General features: G+C 61.1%; 22 protein-coding genes. 6 read left to right on the top strand and 16 right to left on the bottom strand.

The features are described from left to right. Window positions 1-11: 11 nt before the first annotated feature. From B0G77_RS20935 to B0G77_RS20950, 4 genes are all read right to left on the bottom strand, one after another. On the bottom strand, window positions 12-1,091 hold the full coding sequence (locus B0G77_RS20935) for an efflux RND transporter periplasmic adaptor subunit (protein WP_243751075.1): 1,080 nt from the start codon (window positions 1,089-1,091) through the stop codon (window positions 12-14). 182 nt (window positions 1,092-1,273) lie between these two features. Next, window positions 1,274-2,503 (bottom strand): ATP-binding protein, encoded by a 1,230-nt coding sequence (locus B0G77_RS20940; RefSeq protein ID WP_243751076.1) that lies wholly within the window; start codon window positions 2,501-2,503, stop codon window positions 1,274-1,276. A gap of 547 nt (window positions 2,504-3,050) precedes the next feature. Next, window positions 3,051-3,446 carry a hypothetical protein gene (locus tag B0G77_RS20945; protein ID WP_133663820.1) on the bottom strand — a complete coding sequence of 132 codons (396 nt, stop codon included), beginning with the start codon at window positions 3,444-3,446 and terminating at the stop codon, window positions 3,051-3,053. A 398-nt stretch (window positions 3,447-3,844) separates the two neighbouring features. Continuing rightward, a complete protein-coding gene (locus tag B0G77_RS20950; protein ID WP_133663821.1) occupies window positions 3,845-4,546 on the bottom strand; it encodes a fumarylacetoacetate hydrolase family protein in 702 nt (233 codons plus the stop codon). Window positions 4,547-4,961: 415 nt separating this feature from the next. Between B0G77_RS20950 and B0G77_RS43335 the strand changes: the two genes are divergently transcribed. After that, entirely contained in the window at window positions 4,962-5,213 is a 252-nt protein-coding gene (locus tag B0G77_RS43335; protein ID WP_166656093.1) for a hypothetical protein, read from the top strand. A 224-nt stretch (window positions 5,214-5,437) separates the two neighbouring features. Here the strand turns inward: B0G77_RS43335 and B0G77_RS20960 are convergent, their stop codons facing one another. The 4 genes from B0G77_RS20960 to B0G77_RS20975 form a co-directional block, all read right to left on the bottom strand. Then, a complete protein-coding gene (locus B0G77_RS20960; RefSeq protein ID WP_166656207.1) occupies window positions 5,438-5,998 on the bottom strand; it encodes an MFS transporter in 561 nt (186 codons plus the stop codon). Then, window positions 5,986-6,717 (bottom strand): MFS transporter, encoded by a 732-nt coding sequence (locus B0G77_RS20965; RefSeq protein ID WP_166656208.1) that lies wholly within the window; start codon window positions 6,715-6,717, stop codon window positions 5,986-5,988. Before B0G77_RS20965 ends, B0G77_RS20960 begins: the two co-directional genes overlap by 13 nt. A 169-nt stretch (window positions 6,718-6,886) precedes the next feature. After that, window positions 6,887-7,519: an N-acyl homoserine lactonase family protein gene (locus tag B0G77_RS20970; protein WP_133663825.1), complete on the bottom strand. Its 633-nt coding sequence runs from the start codon at window positions 7,517-7,519 to the stop codon at window positions 6,887-6,889. Window positions 7,520-7,897: 378 nt separating this feature from the next. Then, window positions 7,898-8,773 carry a LysR family transcriptional regulator gene (locus tag B0G77_RS20975; protein ID WP_133663826.1) on the bottom strand — a complete coding sequence of 292 codons (876 nt, stop codon included), beginning with the start codon at window positions 8,771-8,773 and terminating at the stop codon, window positions 7,898-7,900. Window positions 8,774-8,900: 127 nt separating this feature from the next. Here B0G77_RS20975 and B0G77_RS20980 point away from each other — a divergent pair, with 127 nt between their 5' ends. Continuing rightward, window positions 8,901-9,338, top strand: coding sequence for a VOC family protein (locus tag B0G77_RS20980; RefSeq protein ID WP_133663827.1), 438 nt, complete (start codon window positions 8,901-8,903; stop codon window positions 9,336-9,338). 13 nt (window positions 9,339-9,351) lie between these two features. Here the strand turns inward: B0G77_RS20980 and B0G77_RS20985 are convergent, their stop codons facing one another. From B0G77_RS20985 to B0G77_RS21000, 4 genes are all read right to left on the bottom strand, one after another. Then, window positions 9,352-10,401, bottom strand: a complete 1,050-nt coding sequence (locus B0G77_RS20985; protein WP_133663828.1) for a LacI family DNA-binding transcriptional regulator — start codon at window positions 10,399-10,401, stop codon at window positions 9,352-9,354. 97 nt (window positions 10,402-10,498) lie between these two features. Next, complete coding sequence (locus tag B0G77_RS20990; RefSeq protein ID WP_133663829.1) at window positions 10,499-11,305, bottom strand: NAD(P)-dependent oxidoreductase; 807 nt, start codon at window positions 11,303-11,305, stop codon at window positions 10,499-10,501. A 30-nt stretch (window positions 11,306-11,335) separates the two neighbouring features. Then, window positions 11,336-12,079, bottom strand: a complete 744-nt coding sequence (locus B0G77_RS20995) for a GntR family transcriptional regulator (RefSeq protein WP_133663830.1) — start codon at window positions 12,077-12,079, stop codon at window positions 11,336-11,338. Window positions 12,080-12,133: 54 nt separating this feature from the next. Next, window positions 12,134-13,873, bottom strand: a complete 1,740-nt coding sequence (locus B0G77_RS21000; RefSeq protein ID WP_133663831.1) for an IlvD/Edd family dehydratase — start codon at window positions 13,871-13,873, stop codon at window positions 12,134-12,136. Window positions 13,874-14,017: 144 nt separating this feature from the next. On the opposite strand from B0G77_RS21000, the gene B0G77_RS21005 reads away from it, so the two are divergent. Beyond that, the gene (locus tag B0G77_RS21005) at window positions 14,018-15,016 is read left to right on the top strand and encodes a D-glycerate dehydrogenase (protein ID WP_133663832.1); all 999 of its coding nucleotides are present in this window, start codon (window positions 14,018-14,020) and stop codon (window positions 15,014-15,016) included. 41 nt (window positions 15,017-15,057) lie between these two features. Next, window positions 15,058-15,987: a dihydrodipicolinate synthase family protein gene (locus B0G77_RS21010; RefSeq protein WP_133663833.1), complete on the top strand. Its 930-nt coding sequence runs from the start codon at window positions 15,058-15,060 to the stop codon at window positions 15,985-15,987. Window positions 15,988-16,059: 72 nt separating this feature from the next. Here the strand turns inward: B0G77_RS21010 and B0G77_RS21015 are convergent, their stop codons facing one another. From B0G77_RS21015 to B0G77_RS21030, 4 genes are all read right to left on the bottom strand, one after another. Next, window positions 16,060-17,226 carry a mandelate racemase/muconate lactonizing enzyme family protein gene (locus tag B0G77_RS21015; protein WP_133663834.1) on the bottom strand — a complete coding sequence of 389 codons (1,167 nt, stop codon included), beginning with the start codon at window positions 17,224-17,226 and terminating at the stop codon, window positions 16,060-16,062. A gap of 32 nt (window positions 17,227-17,258) precedes the next feature. Next, complete coding sequence (locus B0G77_RS21020) at window positions 17,259-18,566, bottom strand: MFS transporter (RefSeq protein ID WP_133663835.1); 1,308 nt, start codon at window positions 18,564-18,566, stop codon at window positions 17,259-17,261. Window positions 18,567-18,639: 73 nt separating this feature from the next. Then, window positions 18,640-19,947, bottom strand: a complete 1,308-nt coding sequence (locus B0G77_RS21025) for an MFS transporter (protein ID WP_243751077.1) — start codon at window positions 19,945-19,947, stop codon at window positions 18,640-18,642. Window positions 19,948-20,047: 100 nt separating this feature from the next. Then, window positions 20,048-21,595, bottom strand: coding sequence for an altronate dehydratase family protein (locus B0G77_RS21030; protein WP_133663836.1), 1,548 nt, complete (start codon window positions 21,593-21,595; stop codon window positions 20,048-20,050). Between the two features lie 238 nt (window positions 21,596-21,833). On the opposite strand from B0G77_RS21030, the gene B0G77_RS21035 reads away from it, so the two are divergent. Together B0G77_RS21035 and B0G77_RS21040 are read left to right on the top strand one after the other, a co-directional pair. Continuing rightward, window positions 21,834-22,772 carry an SMP-30/gluconolactonase/LRE family protein gene (locus tag B0G77_RS21035; protein WP_133663837.1) on the top strand — a complete coding sequence of 313 codons (939 nt, stop codon included), beginning with the start codon at window positions 21,834-21,836 and terminating at the stop codon, window positions 22,770-22,772. A gap of 86 nt (window positions 22,773-22,858) precedes the next feature. Then, on the top strand, window positions 22,859-23,263 hold the full coding sequence (locus B0G77_RS21040) for a heme-binding protein (protein ID WP_133663838.1): 405 nt from the start codon (window positions 22,859-22,861) through the stop codon (window positions 23,261-23,263). The last annotated feature ends 17 nt before the right edge of the window (window positions 23,264-23,280 follow it).

Genomic DNA, 23,280 nt, shown 5'->3' on the forward strand with positions numbered 1-23,280 from the left:
GTCAGCTCCGCTCAGTGCGCCACGACTTTCACGAGCGAGCCGGTATCAAGCCTGTCTGCACCGTCGGTCGCGACCCGCTCTCCTGCCTTGACACCGCCATCGAGAATCGCCGTGTCGTCGCCTTTTACCGGCCCGGTCTTCACGTTGCGCAATACCACTGAGCCTGCGCCGCCGATCACGAAAACGAAATCGCCGTCCGCGCCATGCTGGATTGCCGTAGTCGGCACAACCGGAATCCGGCGCAGCGTGTCGACCTGCATCCGGACATTCACGAATTCGTTTGGGAACAGCGCGCTGCCGGAATCAGGGAAGACGGCCTTGACGTTGATCGTGCCGGCGCTCGTATTGACGAGGTTGTCGACCGCAAGCAGCGAACCCTTCGCGAGCAACGATTTGCCGTCACGGTCGTAGGCCAGCACCTGAACCTCCCCGTGCGACATCGCCCGCCGGATCCGTCCCAGGTAGTCTTCCGGCACCGAGTAGATCACGGTCGCCGGCTGCATCTGCGTGATGACCGCGATACCGGTCGTGCTGGTGCTGCTCACGTAGTTGCCGGGGTCGACCAGGCGCAGACCCACCACGCCGTCCACGGGAGACGTGATGGTGCAATAGCCGACCTGAACCTGCAGATTGTTCACGTTGCCCGTGTCCGCCAGCACGGTGCCTTCGTCCTCCTGGACGGTAGCAACTTGCGTATCGAGCGTCTGCTGCGTAATCGAGCCCGCTTTGATCAGCTGCTGATAACGTTGCAGGTCCAGTTTCGCGTTTGCGAGTACAGCCTGGTCATGGCGCAGCGTACCCTGTGCCTGCAGCAACTGCGCTTCGAGCGCCCGCGAATCGATGCGTGCAATCACCTGTCCTTTCCTGACCGTCTGCCCCTCGCTGAAATCGACGGAACGCAGTATCCCGTTGACCTGCGTGATGGCCGTGACGGTACGTGTCGGTGTCACGGTGCCGAGCGAATCGATGTAGACAGGAACATCGGTAACCGAAGCCACAACCGCGCTCACGGGGATCGGATCTGGTGCGACAGCCGTCTGACGGTGACCGTGAGCCTGGTGGAACCACCCAACAGCCACGACGGCGGCCATGAATATACTTAGTATTACAAAGTATTTTGTAAGGTTTTTCATCACACAACCTGAAAATGGCCATCTCATCAAATGCTCACGCTGCCCTGCCGGACCTTTGGGCGGGGCTCGAGCATCACATTTAAGTCGTAGTCCCTGCGACACTACGACGACGGCGCACTCATCGCGCCGACAAGCGCCCGTTAAGGAATGGGAATTTGCACCACGGCCTTGAGTCCGGACGGCGCATTCTGGAAGAGATCGAGCGTGCCGCCATGCTGCTGTGCGACGTGCTCCGCTATCGCGAGGCCGAGGCCGCTCCCGCCCTTTCGATCCGCCTCAGAGCCGCGCCGGAATGGTTGCTTTATCAACGACAGAAGCTCTTGAGGCACGCCGGGTCCCCGATCCTCAACCGCAATCGTGACACTTCGCGCGTCCATGGTAGTCCGGACTGCGAGCCCGACCTGACCGTACACGACCGCGTTCTGCATCAGATTCATCAACAGGCGCTGCATGCCGACCGGTCGGAACGCAACAGGTGGCAATTCCGCGAGCGACAGTTCGAACGTGCGACCGAGACCTGCATAGTCGGCGGCGAGCTGTTCGATCAGCGCGTTCAGATCGCCGTGCGTCGCCGGTTCGCTATCCCACCCACGGGCGAAATCGATAAACTGCTGGACGATCGTGTCGATCTCCTCGACAAAGCGTTCCGCACTGGCGGCCGGGGCCTCGAATGACTCCGGCGCGAAGATGGCCATGCGCAGCTTGGTCAGCGGCGTGCGGATATCATGCGATATGCCCGCAAGCATTTCGGCGCGCGTCGCTTCGAGATCTTCAAGCGTCGACGCCATCCGGTTGAACGCCTCCGCTACTGTTGCCAGCTCGCGCGGGCCGCTCACGGGAACCGCTTCGGGCCAAACGCCGCGCTCGATGGTGCCGGCAGCGCGCGCCAGCCGGCGCAGCGCCTGTTCGACCGGCCGGTGGATCAGATAGGCCCCAAGAGCAGGAAGGGTAGCCGCACTTAACAACAGGCCGATCAGCGCCCAAGGCAGCGTACTGCTCATGGCCGAGGTTCCACGCAGCCCCACCCAGTAGTGCATGTCCTGCACATGCAGACGCACCCAGATCCGGTGCCCGTCGCGCTCCCAGCGAAGCTGTTCGTCCAGGGCAAGTTCCGATGCCAGCCGAGCGAAGAAGCGGTGCGCCATGTAGTCGGGAGGCAACCCGTCGTGAGCCTGTGGCGGCGGCAGTTCACCCTGGGGCGCTCCGTTCATTTCGAGCAGTTGCCGGTTTCGCTGGTCGTCCGGCAGGACTGACAACAGCCGGTCCAGGATCCGGATCTGCGATGCCACGAGCGCTGCCCCATCGTCAACTCTTGGCTTCTGGATAAAGTTCAGATAGACGGCAAAGACCAGGATCTGACTTGTCAGCATCAGTAAAATCAACAGCAATACGTTGCGCGCGAAAAGGGAACCCCGCCATACCGACATACCGCTTCCATTCATCTCGCTCTCTCGATGACCTGCTACGCAGGTATACATAAAACAGTCAGATGCCTTTTGCATTCGATTGACCAGTCCCGGGATCGCAGCGGGTCCTCTGCATCCTTGCCCGGGAAAGGCACTCATCCACTTGCGCGGTCGTGCCGTACAGCGCGTCCAAAAAGATGGCGGACGAATTGCCATAGCGTCGCGCGAGCTCCGCCAGGTTCATTAGCGCCGCATACGGCACTGTGCACTGCGATGCCACGCTATTAAACGATGGTGAAGGTATCGCTGCGGGGACAATCGTTTGGGTGCACGTCCATTCAGCCTCATCCACCCTCCAACCGTAAGTGCACCGAGGACCGCCCAGCAGCACAAAGTCGGCGCCGCGCAGACCGCGGCGAGCAGCCCTCGCGTCGAAGCGATGTGCAACATGGCTTTGCTGCCTTGATGGACTGGGTGACGTGTCGCACGAGAGGGGTTCGGCGCAGACATTTCACGACCAGTGACCGGCCACCCAAACCCCACCTACCCAGTGACCCGGCATCCAGACGCGACGCGGCACCCTAACTACATACATCACAGGACGACGCGGCATGACGACGATCATAGGACGACGCGGCATTACCACGACCGCCGTGGGAGGTGGGGGCGCTGGCGCAACCGTCACAACCGGCGCGACTGCCGCTGGCACGGCGGCGGCTGCGGCTGCGGCGGCGGCTGCGTAACCATTTTGCACGACCACGGTCGGCGGCGCATAGACAGGTGTCGCCGGAACGACCGCGACGGGAGCTGGCACGGCGACACCGACGACCACGCCGGCGAATGCGGAAGCAGTCATGGATGTGAGCAAAGCCCCACCCACCAGCATGGCGAACGTTCGAGTTTTCACGAGCATCCTCCTTAACAAGGGGCACGAGGTGTATCGCGCGCCGAGAAGGAATGTACAGAGATCCCGACCTCAAATCTGTTGGAAAGGTGTGTCAAAAAATGTCATCTTGGTACTGGCGCGTGCATGACGCTGCTTGATTGCTCGTGTAGCACTACACCTAAGCGCTTCTGCTGAGTAAGCGCCTCGCGTGGCTTGCAATTACCCACAATTTTGAAGCGCGAGTTCATAGCCGAGCTGAATATCGATGAGGCGGCGGGCAATTCAGTGACTCTTAGCCGTAATGCGTTCACCGCGAACGTTTAGTAGTGAGCTTGAGGCGTGCCCGTCCGGAAACAGGTATGCCGGCATAACAAACTAGAGAGTCGGCAAACGCCGTGCGCGATGATCCCGGGCCTGGATCATTCGCCTCGCAGGCCCACTTCGAAACTGAACTCTGCGACGCCCTCCACTCCAACGGTGACCTTGTCGCCTGGCTGCAGCGCGCCAACGCCCGCGGGCGTTCCGCTGAAGATCAGATCTCCCGGCTTGACAGTCACGCCTTGCGACACGTAACTGATGATATCTGCAACAGGCCAGATCATATCGGCGAGATCGCCTTGCTGATGGGCCTCGCCATTAACTGCCAACCAGATTCTGCCGCTGGCCGGGTGACCGATGTCGGACGCCGGCTTGATCTCGCTCACGGGCGCGGACGCGTCGAAGCTCATTGCGCAGTCCCACGGGCGGCTTAGTTTCTTTGCCGTCGCCTGCAGATCGCGCCGAGTCAGATCGACACCGACGCCGTCGCCCCACACAAAGTCGAGCGCGTGTTCAACGGAAATTGCTCGTCCTTGCTTGCCGACCGCGATCACGAGTTCGACCTCATGGTGGAGGTCGGAGGTAAGTGGCGGGTATGGAAGCATGCCGGATGCCGGCACAACCGCATCGGCAGGCTTGGAAAAAAAGAAAGGAGGATCGCGATCCGGGTTGGCACCCATTTCGCGCGCATGCTCGGCATAGTTTCGTCCCACGCAGAACACGCGGCGCACGGGGAAGCGGCTCGTGGAGCCGCCGACAGCAACGGAGGTAATTGGGGATGGTGCTACAGCGTATTCAATCATGGCGGGCCTCGCAAGGAAACGTTGGCCTACCTACGATATCGCCCTGCGAATGTGTCATGCAGGACAAATCCGCTGAACACCGGGACGATCTTACGGCGCTCCTTCGCATGGCAGAACCATCGCCGCGTTGACCCGCGACCCGATGCATGTCGCGAAAGTCGCTCGGAGACTGTCCAACCGACTGACGAGACCGCCTCGCAAAATAGGCGTCATCGCGATAGCCGACCAGAAACGCAACGTCCTTGATGCGCCGGCTGTCATTCGCTAGCAGGAACTTTGCTCGCGTGATGCGTCGCTCGGTCACCCACTCGACGAAAGTCTGGCCTGTCTGCTTTTTGATCAGATCCGCAAGATAGTTTGGCGACAAAAAAGCAGCGGCGGCCGCAGAGGTCAGAGACAGTGTGTCGCTAGCGAGATGTGCATTGACGTGACGGTTCACGCGGACAAGGGCTTCTCTTCGGCCGCGTCGCTGGACGTTATGGGAGGAAAGCTGAAGAAGCTGCTCCTTGTGTCGCTGGCATACGATCCCGATGAACTGAAGAAGGTGCCCGCGCAGAAGTGTGGTCGCACCGAAGCGTCGTGTCTCATTGACCTCCAGCATGCGCGACGAGAGCATCTCGATGTTGGCAAGATCGGCGTCTTCCAGAAGAAGTCCATGTGCTCCTGAAACCGGAAAGGAGCGAGCTCAGGCGCCTGCATGATCGGCACGTCTTCGAAGTCCAGGACATCCGCGATTCCGTCCGTATTCGCGCGGAGAAAATTCTGCGTGAAGTTGATGACCATGAAGCGCGAGTGTGCCGGGTGCGGGATTAGATGCAAGCGATGCGGCAGGATACGAACTATCTCTTCCAGACCGTCTATTTGCACCAGAGCCGTTTGTCGCCCCTTTCGTTAAGCATCCCCGAATTGACGGCTGGCGTTCGGGGCCTGCCGGCTTCCTTGATTAGCAATCACTAAAACGCACGTCCCGATCAGGCTACCGCCCATGACCAGCAAACCTGCGGAAAACGACTGCGTGACTGCGCGGACATAGCCAATTAGATAGGGACCGGCAAACGCACCCAGAACGCCAACCGCATTGATTGTTCCGCTGACTGAGCCAGTCACGCTGCTCGGCAGGATCTCAGTGGCGATCGACCACAGTACCGGTTGTGAACCGTATAGCGTCGCGCCTGCGATCACCAGCAGTCCCATGTTAACGACGAACGTATTACTGCCATAGCTCAACCCTCCGATTATTAGCGCCGCGCCTGACACGGCGAGCGGAAGCGCGGAGAAAAGCCGACGATCCAGCGTACGGTCTGACCAGTAAGTCAGGACCTGCATGACGACAATCGCGCATGCATAAGGAATCGCGCTGAGCCAGCCGATGTCGGTTTGCGTCAAGCCCTGCTGCTGATGGATCACGCTCGGCAGCCAGATGACGAAGCCGAGGAAACCTACGTTCCACAAAGGATCGATGCGGTGAATAGCAGCACGGGCAAACGCCGCATCTGCGAACCGAATGAGGCAGGGACGGTCGGGGCTCCTCTTTCGACGTGCAGCCTGTTTTCGGTATCGATCTTTTCGATGAGCTGCTCGCGGTCGGCCTGACTCAGCCACTTCGCATGGCGCGGGGAGTCGGCCACGCCCCACAACCAGACAAACACCCAGACGAGCGGGAAGATGCCTTCGATAACAAACAGCGAGCGCCAGTCGTGCGCACCCAGGATATAGCCGGCGATAGGACCGCTTATGACCGCGGCCAGCGGATAGCAAAGCTGCCAGATACCATTCGCGCGCGCCCGCTCGGAGGGGGCAAACCAGTTCTTCACGAACAGCAGGAAAGTCGGGAACACGCCGCCTTCGAACAAACCGATGGCGAAGCGCACGATGACAAGTTGGCTTGCGGAATGAACGAAGCCCTGCGACATCTCGGTCAGGCCCCAGAGCACCATGAGGACGGCGACCAGCGCCCGGCCATGCCCTTTGTCCGCGAGCCAGCCGCATAGCGTCTGCGACATGCCATAGCCGAAGAACAGCACCCCGGAGGCGAACCCAAGGACCGAGGCCGTTATGCTCAGCTCCTTGCCCATCATCGGTATTGCGAAACCGATGTTCGTGCGGTCCATGAATGCAATGATGAACGTGATCATCATCACAGGCAGTAAGCGAAACCAACGCTGGTTCATCATTCGTCTCCGGGATTCTGTTTTTGAAGCGAGGCCCGCTGATGCAGGACTTGCCAGGCGCTGTTCGATTATCATGCGAGTAAGCCCACGGCTTATACGGATGCTTGGGTACGTCGCACGCTAAAGACAACGGCAAGAAGGATATTGCGCGAAATCAAATACGCGTGGCTCATGCGCCGGCAATACCGTAGCGCCAAGCGCAGCCAGGCGTTTGAAGGGTATTGATGAGGACGCCCTGTGAACCCGCGGTATGCCCCGGAAGAAGCAAAGCGCGCACGCCGGGCACGATCTCCGTGTCCCCTTCGAGCACTTCCATGCGGTCCAGGATTGCGATCCAGGCAGGCACCTTGCCGCGCTGGTTAGTCTCGTAAATGGGCCGTTGAAAAGGGACAGGCCACACCGCTTCCGTGAGCTCCGCCTTCTGCACATAAAAACGAGCGTTCTGCAGGAGCGGCGCGCCCCCTACATGGTCGTTGTGCAGATGCGTCAGTATCACGCGCGTCAAGCTGGACGGATCTACGTCCAGACGGAGAAGCTCGTCGAGCAGAAGATCCTCGCGGTTCTCATCGTCGGTATAGAAGCGTCCTGCCCGGGTCCGGGTGCCCGGTCCTGTGTCCACAAGCAGTATTTCGGTCTGACCGCGCAGCAACCACGCGATACACGGAGCATTCAGCCGCGCGCCGCCGCAATCCGTGCGATACAAGAAGCCCGACCGTTCGTGATTGCGGATAGTGCCGCAATAAAGCGGGTGGATCGTAAATTCGTTTACCTGCTCAGGCAGACGTTTGGTGGATTCGATCATGGGCGTCTCCTGATCGCTCGGTAGTCGTTGGCGCCCTCACTAAGCACTGCTCTGGCCGGCAGTGGAATGCATGCGTCACATCGACCGGCTTTTTCACCTGCAGTAAGCGATTACACAGAATGTAGAGACATTCTTCCATACTGTCAACGACCGCGGTTAAGGAAAACGCCGACTACCGGCAAATCATTTATCATTAAAACAATCACTTAAGTTGCCACTTGCATGCGTCTATTGCTATACAGGACATGGAGCTTAGACGGTCAAATCATTATCATTCGCTCATAAGGTAAGCGATTACAGCCAAAAGGTTCACGCACGGATGCACTTATTCCCACACTCATGAGCACCCGTCTCACGCGCGCAGCATCAGATAACCACTCAGCCCAGTTCCTGAGCCACTGCTTCCAGCGCTTCGGCAAGCGCCAGTACGCTTGCATCGCCTTCGCGCTTTCTCAGACGGACAAGCCCGACTTCGCGCACGAAGCGGGGCTCATCGATCGGCAATACCCTGAAATTGAACCGACCGCCTCCGTGGGTATGGGTGTGCGGTATTAGCGCCACGCCGATGCCCGCCTCCACTGCCCCGGCAATTGCGTCGAGTTCGTCGAGTTCGAGGCTTTCGTTGACTGCAATGCGCTTGCGGCGCAAGAACTGCTCGACTAACCGGCCGCCAAACGACGCGCGATCGTAACGCACGAAGGGCTCGTGGCGCAGTGCTTCTCGCCAGTCGGAATACTTGCTGCCGGGCGGCAGCGCGAGAAGAAACGGCTCGTTCAGAAGCGGCTGCCAGACAAGTTCGGGCGGCAGTGCGAACGGCGGCTTGATCATCAGAGCCAGGTCGATATTGCCTGCGCCGACATCGCCGAGCAGGCTTAGGGAGACGCCGGGCAACACCCGCACACGCGCGTTGGGAATGCGCTGGCGCAGCGACGCCAGCGCGCGCGTGAGCAACACCGGCTGCGCAGACGCGATAGCACCCACGAGCAGCAACGGCGCCGTGGCCTGCAGGCCAGGACGGTTCACGAGCGAATCGAACAGCGCGACGATCTCCTGAGCGACCGGGAGCGCGTTCTGGCCGTCATCGTTAAGAATGGCCGTGCGCTTTGTTCGCTCGAAAAGCTGCGTCCCCAGCACCTGTTCCAGCTTCTGGATCTGCGCACTGACTGCCGACTGGGTAAGCCCCAGGCTATCTCCCGCGGCCGAGAACGTACCGTCCCGGGCAATCGCGATAAAGGTCTTGAGTTCTCGGATCATGCAAGCATGATATATCGATAAAACTTGTACTCACCGCCAAAAGAATTTGTTTTTTAATCGAAGAATCGAATCTTAAAATAACGTATCGGTCTTGGCAAAACCGGACAAACCCTTTCCAGGAGCCACCATGAGTCATCCAGCCAGCGCAGCCATGCCCCCGTTTCATCTCGCGTTTCCTGTCCATAGCCTCGAAGCGGCGCGCAGCTTCTATGGCGACCTCCTCGGTTGCTCCGAAGGCCGCAGTTCGCCGGAATGGGTCGACTTCAATTTCTATGGCCACCAGATCGTTGCGCATTTGTCGCCGGACGAAGCGGGACACCGAAACACGAGCGCAGTAGATGGCGACAACGTTCCGGTTCGCCACTTCGGCGCAGTGCTTTCCATGGAACAGTGGGAAGCGGCCGCGGGCAAGCTTCGCGCCGCCGGCACAAAGTTCATCATCGAGCCGCACATCCGCTTCAAGGGCGAAGTCGGCGAACAGGCGACCATGTTCTTCCTGGATCCGTCGGGCAATGCGGTGGAGTTCAAGGCGTTCGCCGACATGGCGTCGCTGTTCGCCAAGTAAGCGCGAGTCCGGCTTAACCCTTGGCCGGCGCACGGCCCGTCGTGCCACGCACGATCAGGTCGGTGGGCACGATGTTCTGCGAGCTGACCGGCCGTCCTTCTATATGGGCGAGCAGGTATTCGGCGCTGCGCGCGCCGATTTCTTCCGCGGGCAGGCGCATGGTGGTGAGCGGCGGCGTCGTGAAACTGGCGAACTCGATGTCGTTGATACCGGCAATCGACAGTTCGCCCGGGATGTCTATGCCCGCCTCGTGCGCTTCGGCAAGCGCTCCCACGGCAAGCAGGTCGGTGCCGCAAATGACGGCAGTCGGCCGGACCGGCCCCTGCATCAGCGCACGCATGGCCATCTGCCCTTCAATGATCTTGTGCGGCATCTCGATCAGATGCTCGTGACGCAACTCAAGTCCGCGCGCCTGCAAGGCACTGCGCACGCCGATGATCCGATCGGCTGCGCGATCGCTGTGCTGGGTCATCTGGGTGATCATGCCGAAATGCACGTGCCCGAGATCGAGCAGATATTCCGCGATCCGCCGCCCCACCGCGATATTGTCGAACCCAACGTACGGATGATGCTGATCGACGGTCCAGCCGTTGACCAGCGGAATCTGCTCCTTCGCGAGCAGTTCGTACAACGCGGGCGAATGACTGCGGCCGACCAGCATCAGTCCGGCAACGCCATCGGCGATCAGCGCACGGACCTGTTTGAGTTCGTCCTCCTGGTCGTAGTACGAGCACGCCAGAAGCAGCGTATAACCTGCTTCGCCGATACGTTTTTGAAGGGCGAATACGCCCAGCGCGAAGTTCTGGTTCTCGAGCGAGGGAATCACCGCGCCGATGGTCTTCGAGCGCTGCGAGGCGAGCGCCCGCGCAGCAGCGTGCGGTGTGTAGCCAAGTTTTTGCGCGATCTCGCGCACCCGGTCCTGCAATGCCGGAGCGACCGTGCCGTTGCCATTAAGGACACGCGACACGGTCGCCGTGGATACCCCGGCGGCACGCGCGACGTCCATGACGGAAATCGCATTGGACTTTCGGCGCGACGCCCTCTTCTTTAGTTCTGTGTTCAACGTCCACCTGCTTCTCGTCGTAGGGTCATGAAGGATGTCAATTCACGACCGCATACTATAACGCGACGCACACCTTGCGACGATGGACCCGTCACGCTTAGTCGATCTGCTGCGGATCGCCGTCGAATTCAACGAGACAGCCAAAGCCGCCATGAAAAAGCGTCTCGCGCGTATCTTCCACCTGTCCTGTTGCGGCGATCTCCGCCGTGTGCAGTTCGGCGTCGTCTTCCGGCTCGAACCCGAGAAAACGCACGTTGGCGTTGTCCCAGCGATTGCGCGCGTTAGCGGAGACGCCATACACGACTGCGAAATGGTAGTCCGGGTAGTCGATACAACGGCGCGCCACCTGCACCATATCGCGATGGCTGATCCATGTGAAGAGGTGCCGCGGTGCGGTAGGCCGGTCATCCGGGCGGAACGAGCCAATACGGATGCACGCAACGGACATGCCATGCTTGTCGGCGTACATCCGGCCAAGCGCCTCGCCGAACACCTTCGAGATGCCGTAGCGGCTATCCGGGCGCGGCTCGACGGTGTTATCGATCATCCGGTCGCGACGATGAAAACCCACCGCGTGGTTCGAGCTTGCGAACACCACGCGCTTGACGCCCGCTCGACGCGCCGCTTCGAAAACGTTGTAGCAGCCTTCGATGTTCATGTCGCGGATGCGCTCCCAGGGCGCCTCGTCCGGAATGCCGGCCAGATGCACGACGACGTCCACGCCTTCCATAATTGGCAGAAGATCTTCCAGCCGCGTGATGTCCGCGGTCACGATATCCTCGCCCGCCTGCGCCTCGGCTTGCGGCGCAATATCGGCGAGGCGCAACGCATAGTGGCCCTGGAAACCGGCGCGCAGTACGCGTCCGATGTGACCGGCCGCGCCGGTAATCAGTACTCGAGTCATTCATACTCTCCGTGTCATTCGGTAAAGCAGTTAACCGGTTTCGCTTTTCTGTGCGGCGTAGCCGAACGAGCGGCGGTGTTGCGCTTCGAGATAAGCGTCGCGGGACGGCACCAGATGCTCCCGGCACAACCCGATCAACGATTCGCGGTCGCCGGTGCGCAGCGCCTCGATCATCTGGTGATGCTGCGCGCGCGCCTTCTCCAGATACTGCGGAAACACGATCGATACCGAGCGGATGGCATGCGTCCTGCGCTCATACTCCCGAATGGCCTCGGTCAGGACCTGGCTTTCCGACAACGCAAAGAACGCATGGTGGAACGCCATGTTCGCGCGGAACACGCGCCGCAGATCGCCGACGTCGGCCGCTGCGTCGTGCTCCGCCTGGATGGCCGCCAACGAATCGAGCGCCTCGCGGCTGACCGGAAACACGATGCGCCTGGCCGCGTCGACCTCGAGCAGCTCGCGCAGCGCATACAGCTCGGCGACCTCGCGCGGCGTGTATGACTTGACCAGCGCGCCCACATTCTTGCGGCGCTCGACCAGCCCGCGCCGCTCCACCTCCGCCAGCACCTGCCGCGCCACGTGGCGCTTCAGGTTGAAGCGCTCGCACAAATCGTCTTCCACGAGCCGTTCTCGCGGATGCAGAACGCCGAGGACGATCTGTTCCTCGAGTTCGTCCGCGACGCTGCGCAAGGTCTGGTCGACATTACGGTCGCGCTCGACCGTCCTGGCTGCGGGGGCATCGGAGCGTCTGGACTTGGCAGTGATGGTCATACGAGGGTCCGCAAATTGATCCAAGCCGCGAGCCTATACGAAAAAGCGAGGCCTTTAAATCTTGCTTCCATCGCCTGGAACCGTCGCGGTGACGCGGGTCGCCTGTAGAAAGTCGAAGTCGCAGCCCTCGTCGGCCTGAGTGATCGTGGTCAGGAAAAGCTTGCGATACCCCCGCTCGTCGGGATCGGCCTGGCGCGCCGGCAAGGCGGCTAGACGCGCGGCAATTTCCTCGTCGCTAAGCGCCAGTTCGATCGAACGGTCTGCCACGCTCAGGCGAATCCGGTCGCCGGTCCGCACGATTGCAAGCGGACCGCCGATCGCGGCTTCCGGCGTGACGTGCAGCACCACCGTACCGGACGCCGTGCCGCTCATGCGGCCGTCCGAAATGCGCACCATATCCTTGACTCCCTGGCGGCCGAGTTTGCGCGGAATGGGAATGTAGCCCGCTTCCGGCATGCCCGGCGCACCCACCGGTCCGATCCGCTTGAGCACGAGTACGTCGTGCGCTTCCACCTCCAGATCAGGGTCGTCGATACGGCGGGCCAGATCTTCCGCATCCTCAAAGACGACGGCGCGGCCTTCGTGTTCCATCAGGCAGGCGGTTGCGGCCGACTGCTTGATGATCGCGCCGCCTGGCGCAAGATTGCCACGCAACACGGCAATCCCGCCTTGCGGGTAAATCGGGCGCTCGAACGGACGGACCACGTCTTGCGGGAAGCTGGCGGGCGCGGCATCGAGCTCTTCGCCGAGCGTGCGGCCGGTCACGGTGAGCGCATCGAGATGCAACAGGCCCTTGATCTCGCGCATGACGGTCGTCAAACCGCCGGCGCGATGCAGGTCTTCCATATAGTGCTGACCCGACGGCTTCAGATCGACCAGCACAGGCGTCTCGCGCGCCATCTGGTCAAGCTGCGCAAGGTCGATGCGAATCCCGAGTCGGCCCGCAATTGCCGTGAGGTGAATGATGCCGTTGGTCGAGCCGCCAATCGCGAGCAGCACCCGCAACGCGTTTTCGATTGCCTTGGGCGTCAGGATCGCCGTTGGGCTGAGGTCCCGCCCGATCATCGCCACGGCCTGAGCGCCGGTGCGCTCCGCAATGCGGATGCGATCGGCGGTTACGGCAGGCGCGGACGCGCCGCCGGGCAGCATGATGCCCAAGGCTTCCGCAATGCAGGCCATTGTGCTGGCCGTTCCCATCACCGAACAGGTCCCGACCGTCGCGACGAGCTGGTTGTTGACCGCTTCGATCTCGGCCGCGTCGATCTGGTCGCCGCGAAAGCTCGCCCAGAAGCGACGGCAGTCCGTACACGCCCCAACCCGCTCGCCCCGATGCGAGCCCGTAAGCATGGCGCCCGTCACCAGTTGAATGGCGGGAACGCCCGCCGCCGCCGCCCCCATCAACTGGGCCGGGACGGTTTTGTCGCAGCCGCCGATCAGCACCACCGCATCCATCGGCTGGGCGCGGATCATCTCCTCCGTGTCCATCGACATCAGATTGCGCAGGTACATGCTGGTCGGATGCGAAAAGCTCTCGGCGATCGAGATCGTCGGAAATTCGACCGGCAGCCCGCCAGCCAGCATCACGCCGCGTTTTACCGCCTCGATCAATTGCGGCGCGTTGCCGTGGCACGGGTTGTAGGCACTGCCGGTGTTCGCGATCGCCACGATCGGACGCGATAACGCGTCGTCGGTATAGCCCGCGCCCTTGATGAACGCCTTGCGCAGGAACAGCGAGAAACCCTCATCGCCGTAGTTCGTCAGGCCCTGCCGCAAACCGCTTTTCTTCTCGCTCATCCTTGCCCCTTAATCGTCGATGACATTATCAATAATCTTGACGTTAATCTTAACGATATTTATAGTGCTTCGGCAAGCGGTTCTTTTCGGTGGCGTTCGATGCCGCATAGCCACCCTCTCAAACAGCATTCCCTCGAGGTCTTCATGAAGCATGTCGTGGCTTATCGTTCGTTGCCTCCTGCTGTGCTGGGGCTTCTTCGTGAGCACTGCTCCGTCGATCTGGTCGACGTTTCGTCCGGTGACCTCGCGCCGTTCAGGTGCGCCTTGGGCACGGCTCACGGGATGGTCGGCAACAATCTCAAGATAACGCCCGAGATCCTTGATGCGGCGCCCTTACTTCAGGTCGCCTCCACCATTTCGGCCGGCTTCGATGCCTTCGATGTCCCCGAACTCTCGCGTCGCGGCATCGTTCTGACCAACACGCCGGAAGAAGTCACCGAAACCACCGCCGATCTCGTGTTCAGCCTGATCCTCGCGACCGCCCGGCGTATTTCCGAACTTGCCGACTGGACGCGTCGCGGCCAGTGGAAGCGAACGGTCAGCGAGGCGCAATTCGGTGTCGACGTGCATCACAAAACGCTTGGAATCGTCGGCCTTGGGCGCATTGGCAACGCGGTCGCGAGGCGCGCCGCCCTCGGCTTCGGCATGGACGTGATCTATTCCAACCGCTCCCGCAACCCCGAAGCCGAGGAGCGCTACGGCGCGCAATGGCGCCCGCTGCCCGAACTACTCGCGACTGCGGATTTCGTCTGCGTGCTCGTGCCGCTATCTCCCGCCACGGAGCGCCTGATCGGCAGCGCCGAGCTCGGGACCATGAAGCCGTCGGCCATTCTCATCAACTGTGCTCGCGGACAGGTCGTCGACGAAGCCGCCCTCATTGCGCATCTGCGTGAAGGCCGCATTCTCGCCGCCGGCCTCGATGTGTTCGAACGCGAACCCGTGTCGCCGGACTCGCCGCTGCTCCAGCTCCCCAATGTGGTAGCGGTGCCGCATATCGGCTCCGCTACGCAACAGACGCGCGAGAACATGGCCATGCGCGCGGTACGCAATCTCGTCGACGCGCTCGACGGCAAGCTCTCGTCGACCTGTGTCAATCCCGAAGCGCTCGAGGCCCGCTCGTCCGCGCGACAGAACACCGTCTGAATGGCGCGAAACACCCTCACTTAAACCCAAAGGAACACGCGATGACCTCAGTCAACCGGCCCCGCGGCGTCTACTCGCCCGTGGTCACGCCCTTCACAAAAGACCTTCTTCCGGACCACGACCGCTATGTCCGTCATTGCCGGTGGCTTATCGAACAGGACGTCGGACTCGCTGTGTTCGGCACCAACTCAGAAGCGAATTCGCTCGCAGTCGGCGAGAAAATCAAGCTGCTCGAAACGTTGGTTGACGCGGACATTCCGGTCGATCGCCTGATGCCGGGCACCGGCTGCTCGGCCCTCACCGACACTGTTGAACTGACACGCCATGCGCTGTCGCTCGGCGTGAATAATGTGCTGATGCTGCCGCCGTTCTACTACAAGGGCGTCACCGACGAAGGCCTGTTCCGCAGTTATGCGCAGATCATTGAGCGCGTGGGTTCCGATGCCCTGCGCATTTATCTGTATCACATCCCGCCCGTGTCTCAGGTACCGCTGAGCCTCGCGCTGATCGAGCGGCTGCTGGCTGCTTTCCCGGGCGTGATCGCCGGCGTGAAGGACAGCTCGGGCGACTGGAGTAACACACAGGCCATGCTCGAGCGCTTTCAGCCGCAAGGCTTCGATGTATTCGCTGGCAGCGAAACTTTCCTGCTGGCCACGATGCGTGCGGGCGGCGTCGGCTGCATCACCGCGACCGGGAACGTCAACCCGGGGGCTATCGTCGAGTTGTATCGTCACTGGCAATCGGCCGACGCCGATGCCTGTCAGGCAGAACTCGATGCCACGCGGGCGGTGTTCGCCAAGTTCCCGATGATCCCTGCGCTCAAAGCAGCGATCGGCGTGTATTCGAACGATTCCGAGTGGGGCGTCGTACGCCCTCCTCTCGTCGATCTGACGCCGGCGCAATGCGATGCGCTCGCCGCCGCACTGCGCGAGATCGGCTTCTCCATGCCGAGAATCGAAGTCACCGCCTGATGCCGTGAATGAAACATCCGCCGGTTGCATGCGCAACCGGCGGACTTGTCGAGCCAATCACTGCTTCTCCATTTATGCCCAGTCGTCCAGCGCGTATTCGTTCAGCGCGGCTTCATCGAAATCGAATCCGAGGCCTGGACGAGTCGGCACGATCAGCATGCCGTCTGCGAACGACAACTGCGTATCCACCAGCCGGCGGAAATTCAGCACCTGATCGTCCGGAAAAAATTCGACATAGCGCGCATTGGTCGTCGACGCCACCAGATGCACGTGCAGATCGTGGAACCAGTGCGGGCACATCGTCACACCGACCGCCGCGGCCGACGCCGCGATCCGCCGCCATTCGCTGATTCCGCCGCATACCGCCGCGTCCGACTGAAGGATCATGGCCGCGCGCTTATCGAGCAGTTCCTGATGCCGCCAGCGCCCTGCTTCTATCTCGCCGGTCGCAACGGTCACCGGTGTGCGCCGGCTCAGTTGCGCGTGGCTTTCGATGTCGTCGGGACTGAACGGCTCTTCTATCCAGTACGGGTTGAACGGCTCGTATCGGCGCAAGTATTCGAGCGCGGTTGGCACATCGGACCAGGCGTTGTTGGCATCGAGCATCAGCAGCACATCGTCGCCGATGGCCTGCCGTGCAGCCCTGATCCGCGCTTCCTCGCTGCGCGGATCGAGCCGCCCTACCTTCATCTTCACGGCGCGGAAACCTAGCGCCACATAGCCCGCCATTTCCTCGCCGAGATGCTCCGGCGTCTTGCCTTCGAGGTAGTAGCCGCCGCTGGCATAGGCCGGCACGGTGGCGGCGGACGTACCGCCGAGGTAACGGCTTAGCGGTAGGCCGGCGGCACGTGCGTTCCGGTCCCACAAGGCGATGTCGAGGATGGACAACGCCCGCATGACCGAGCCGGCACGCCCTTGCAGCAGCGACTCGTCGTACATGGCGCGCCACGAGCCTTCGACATCGAGCGCGGAGCGCCCGCGGAACAGCGGCGCGAACAATTCGCGCACGGCATACGTGACCAGCATGCCGGCGCGGCTGCCGCCGTAGCAAAAGCCGATGCCGTAACGGTCATCGGCTGTCGTGACGCGCACGACCGTGTAGTCGCGGGCAGTCACGAGACGGGTCGAGAATGCAGTGTGGCGGTCGAGCGGCACGCGAATGGTGCGTGCCTCCACAGAAACGATCCGCGAACATGTCTGGTAATCGGTTTGCTCAGGGTCAACGATGACGGGTTTCATGGCAGTCAATCGACTCGAAAAAAGAACGATATTCACGTAGCTGATTTTTCGGCGGCGGTAGCCGTCCCCGTTGCCTCGCCTGCCGTGGTGCGCCGGCCGATGACCAGCAGCATGGCCAGCACGCCGGCCAAATCGACCGCCGCGCCGAGCATGAAGCCGCTGCTGTAACCGCCCAGGTACTGGACCGCTAGACCCATCATGGTCGGACCGACGATGCCCGAAATGTTGCTCATCAGGTGAACAAAGCCGCTTACGCCGCCAAGGTGCCTGCCTGGCACAAGCTCGTGCATGGTGGCCCAGCACGCTTGCGACGAAGCCGTCAGGAACAGCACGGCGCACGCAACAAGAATTACCGCCGGCGCTACGGAATCGACCATGCTGACGCCCACCAGCGCGAGACCCGAGAGCGCGAGCGGCACGATCGCCGAGAGCTTGCGCGCCATCAGCTTGTTGCTCATGCGCTTGAAACACGCGTCGGCGAGCAGGCCACCGCCGAAGTATCCGATCCCGCCGCATGCCCATGGCACCGCGCTCAGAATACTCATGTGTTTCATGTCCAGATGCAGCGCGTTGGTGAAATAGCTCGGCATCCAGGAGATGAACACGAACAGCGTGTAGTTCACCGCGAACAGGCCGACCCCGAGCGCAAGCGTACTCGGACGAAACAGGTAGCTACGCAGCGGCGTGGCTTCGTCGCCACCTTCGGCCGGGTGCGCCGCGCCGCGGCTCACTTCGACCATTTTGCGTTCGGCCGCGCCGACCCGGGCGCTTTGGGCGGGCTTGTCGGTCACGAACAGGCGCCAGACGACGATCCACACCAGCCCGAACGCCGCGATGATCACGAACGACGTACGCCAGCCATAAGAAATCGCAATCAGTCCGACGACCGGCCCGGCGATTGCGCTGCCTACCGTCTGCCCCGAAAACGTAAAGCCGACCATGGTCGCGGTTTCATGCCGGGGAAACCAGTTCGTGATGGTCCGGTTGGTCGTCGAATTCATCGGACCTTCGCCGAAGCCGAACAGCGCCCGGGAAATCAGCAGCGTGCCGAATCCGGTCACGGCCGCAGTCAGGCCGCAGAGAATGGACCACGCCCCCATCGCCCAGGAGAACACCCGGCGCGGTCCGTACTTGTCGGCGAGTTGGCCGCCGACGAATGCGAAGATGGAATAGCCGAAGAAGAAGCTGCTGAACACCACGCCGAGTTGCGACGGAGAAAGACTCAGCTCCTTGTTGATGATAGGTGCGACCACGCCAAGCGCCGCGCGGTCCATGTAATTGATCGCGCCCGCAATAAACAGTAGCACGGCGACGACGTAGCGATACTTCCCAGTCTTCATGTTGTCTCCGTTCCGTATAGGTAAGGATGCCGAATTTTATTGTCTGACACTTCTCGCGAATGCCATGAAGGTACTACTTGTTGACAAGCCTGGCCGGAAGCTGCGTCAAGATGAGACAGGCAGACACGATCAGCGACCCCGCGATCAGGAACAGGCTCGAATCAAGTGAATGCGAAACCGTCTTCAGCCACCCGACAAGCGCAGGGCTTACGAATCCCGCGAGATTGCCCGTCGAATTGATCAATGCAATGCCGGCGGCCGCACCGGTGCCACCGAGAAAAGATGTGGGCAAGGCCCAGAACATGGGTAAGGCGGTAATCACACCCGAAGCGGCAAGCGTCAGGCCAAGCAACGCAATATACGTATTGTTGCCCGCATAGGCGCACATCACGAAGCCAGCCGCCGCCACGCATTGCGGCAACACGACGTGCCAGCGGCGTTCACGCGTGCGGTCTGCATGGCGTCCGACCACGATCATCGAAATCAAGGCGGCAAGATAAGGCACGACAGCGAGCAGGCCGATGGTGAAGGCGTCCGTGACACCCGAACCCTTTATGATGGTGGGCTGCCAGAAGCCAACAGCATAAGAGCCCATCACAATACCGAAGAGAATCGCACACAAGGTCCAGACCTTGAGCGACGTAAAGACCTCGCGCACGGAGCCGTGGCTTTTGGTGCGTGCTTCCGCATCGATTTCCGATGCGATGAATTCGCGGTCCTGAACCGGCAGCCACTTTGCATCCTTCACCCGGTCGTCGAGGAACCAGAAAATGACCGCTGCCAGAATTACCGCGGGGGCGGCTTCCAGGATGAACAGCCACTTCCAGCCGGCAAGCCCCGCGTTCCCCGCAAGGCGCTGCATGATGAAGCCCGATATCGGGCCGCCGACAATGCCCGCCACCGGATTGCCGGCCATCAGGAAAGCGATCATCTTGCCGCGACGATGCGATGGAAACCAATACGTGAGATACAGCACCAGCCCCGGGAAAAAACCCGCTTCGGCCACACCCAGAAAGAAGCGCAATACGTAGAACATCGTGGGCGTGGTGACCCATGCGGTCGCGGCCGAGAGTATGGCCCACGTCAGCATGATCCGGGCAATCCAGCGGCGCGCGCCGAGCCGGTGCAGCAGCAAGTTGCTCGGCACCTCGAAGAAGAAATACCCGATGAAAAAGATCCCGGCGCCGAAGCCGTACATCGCCTCGCTGAAGTTCAGATCGCTGAGCATCTGGAGCTTGGCGAAGCCCACGTTAACCCGATCCAGATACGCCACCACGTAGCAGACGAACAGCAACGGCATGAAGCGCCAGGTCACCCGCGTGTAGATCGAGTTGCTTGCTGCGCTGTCAGGTATCCGTATTGCGGGTGTCTGGGTACTCAAGGGTTGTCTCCATTATTTTGTTCGACTGGCTATCGGCTGCGGCTTTACTTATCGGTATAAGTGGCCGTTCGCCCTCGCGATGCGCTGAACTGCTGCCGACTCAACTCATGATGCCGATCTGCCACGGTACGAATTCGTGGTCGCCCAGCCCGAGCATTTCGCTCTTTGTGCGCTCGCCCGACGCGGCGGCAAGAATGGCGTCGAAGATTTTCTGACCCGTGCTCTGGACCGACGCAACGCCATCCAAGATGCCGCCGCAGTTCAGATCCATGTCTTCAGTGAGGCGGCTGTACATCGGCGTGTTGGTGGCGAGCTTGAGCGATGGCACGGGCTTGGCGCCGAACATCGAACCGCGTCCTGTGGTGAAGGCAATGAGGTTCGCGCCGCCGGCAATCTGACCGGTCGCCGAGACCGGGTCGAAACCGGGCGTGTCCATGAAAACGAGTCCAGCTTGCTTGACCCGCTCGGCGTACCGATACACCTCCATCAGCGGCCCAGTGCCGCCTTTCATCGATGATCCAATCGACTTTTCAAAGATGTTCGCCAAGCCGCCCACCTGATTGCCAGGGCTCACCTGACCATTGATCTGAACGTCTCGGCCGACTGAATATTCGTCTTTCCACCAGCGGATCCGCTCGATGAGCTTCTCGCCGACTTCGCGGCTGACGGCACGCCGCGTGAGCGTATGTTCCACGCCGTAGATTTCGGGTGTTTCGGAGAGAATGGCCGTGCCGCCATGACGGACCAGCAAGTCCATCGCCGCGCCGAGCGAAGGATTTGCGGTAATCGACGAAAAGCCGTCCGAACCGCCGCATTGCAGGCCGATCTTCAGGTGGCTGGCGGAAACCGTCGCGCGCTTCACGCGATTAGCGTCGGGCAGCAGCGCCTTTACCGCAGCCACGCCGGCCTCGATGGTCCGGCGGGTGCCGCCGCTCTCCTGCATGATGAAGGTGTGCAGCCGCGAATCAGCCTTCAGGTCTTCCTGATCGATCAGTCCGGCCAGTTGATTGCGCTCGCATCCCAGCCCGACAATCAGTGCGGCCGCGAGATTGGGATGGCGCGCGTAACCCGCCATGGTCCGACGCAGCAGCGCCATCGGCTCACCGCTCATCTCCATGCCGCAACCGATTGAGTGAGTGAACGCAACCACGCCGTCTACGTTGGGGTAGTCCGCCAGCCGTTCCGGCGTGAACCATTCGGCGATCCTGTGCGCGACCGTGGCCGAACAATTGACTGTCGACAACACGCCGATATAGTTGCGCGTGGCAACCTCACCGTTGTCTCGCACAATGCCCTGAAACGTGGCGCGCTCGCCTTCGGGCAGCATCTCGACCGGCCGGTAGTCGGCGCTGAACGCGTAGTCCCGGTTGAACTCACGGAACTCGACGTTATGGCTATGGACCATCGTGCCCGGCGAAATATCCGTCGTGGCGAAACCGATCACCACGTTGTACTTGCGAACCGGCTCGCCCTTCTTGATCGACGTCGCCGCGATCTTGTAACCCGCGGCCACCTGGCTGCGGCAAACAAAATCCTCCGATGAAACCGGCGTACCGATCGCGACGTCGATGCGCGCAACCACCACGTTGTCAGCGGGGTGCAATCGGATCACCGGTCCGGTCACGTTCTTACTCGTCATCTCAGTCATCAGGGATTGCCTTCCTAAAAAATGCACCCACAAGGGTCAAAAAAGGACACGATGCGAGTAATCGCTTTCCTGAATGTCCGTTACGGTCGGAGGCACCACTGCTAGAACATCCGGGTTTCATGGCATCTTATGGTACTTCAGTCGCGAGCTCAAGAGAAAGCGCTTACTTATTTCCCTTATACTACTATCGACCGCGCCGCCGCATTGGGGGATGCCGGTACCCGAACAGGAGATTGAGATGTGGCAACAAGCTGAGCGATACCCCGACCCCCGTGTGATCTCGCTGGACCCTTCCTTCGATAAATACCGCGTCGCCTTTTCGGCTGTCGAACGGTTGGCTACCGGCTACCGGTGGACCGAGGGGCCGGTGTGGTTCGGCGATGGCCGTTACCTGCTCTGGAGTGATATTCCGAACAACCGGATGCTGAAATGGGAGGAGGAAACTGGCGTGGTCAGCGTGTTCCGGAACCCTTCGAACTACGCGAACGGCAACACTCGCGACAGGCAGGGACGGCTCGTCACATGCGAGCACGGCCGTCGCGTCACGCGCACCGAGTACGACGGCACCATTACGGTCCTCCTCGATTCCTTCGAAGGCAAGCCGCTTAATTCTCCGAACGATCTGGTAGTGAAATCGGACGGTTCTATCTGGTTCACCGATCCGCCGATGGGCATTGCCGGGCACTACGAAGGGATCAAGGCGGAACAGGAACTCCCGCATTCGGTGTATCGGATCGATGGCGTGACGGGCGAAGCGTCCGTGGTCACCCGCGACTTGAAAGGCCCGAACGGCCTGTGCTTTTCACCCGACGAGAAGCACCTCTACATCATCGAGTCACGCGGTGTGCCGAACCGGCTGATTCACGTTTATGAAATGGATGCGGACGGTCGCGGAATCGGTAAAGGCCGGCTGTTCTATGACGCGGGGGTCGGCACGATTGACGGCATGCGCGCGGACATCGACGGCAATTTGTGGTGTGGCTGGGGCATGGGCAACGACGAACTCGATGGCGTCATGGTCATTTCGCCGCAAGGAAAGATGGTTGGCCGGATCGCCCTGCCCGAGCGCTGCGCGAATCTGTGTTTCGGTGGGCGCGCACGTAACCGGTTGTTCATGGCGTCGTCGCAGTCCATTTATGCGGTGCACGTCAACACGCAAGGCGCGCTCGGCGGATAACCCGGTGCATTGCGAAACGTATCCCGGCCACCGGCATCTGTCGGTGGCGACACTTCACTTCAACACACAGACTTGGTAACCCTGACATGCAAAGCAAATCAGTATTGACCGTTGTAGAGGCTACGCGGATCCTCGAAGCCGCGCGCGCGGAAGCAGAGAAAAACCAGTGGGCAGTGACGATCGCGGTTGTCGACGACGGGGGCCATCTGCTGGCCCTGCTCCGCCTCGACGGCTGTGCGCCGATAGGCGCTTACATTGCGACCGAAAAGGCACGTACGTCGGCACTCGGTCGACGTGAATCGAAGCAATACGAAGACATGATCAACGCCGGCCGGACCGCATTCCTGAGCGCACCGCTGGCCGGGACACTTGAAGGCGGGGTGCCTGTCGTCGTCGACGGGCACGTTGTGGGCGCAGTTGGCGTGTCGGGCGTCAAGCCGGATCAGGATTCGCAAGTGGCCAGAACCGCCGCAAACAGCCTCAATGGCTGACTGATTAATATTTGATT

The organism is Paraburkholderia sp. BL10I2N1 (assembly GCF_004361815.1).
GTDB lineage: Bacteria > Pseudomonadota > Gammaproteobacteria > Burkholderiales > Burkholderiaceae > Paraburkholderia.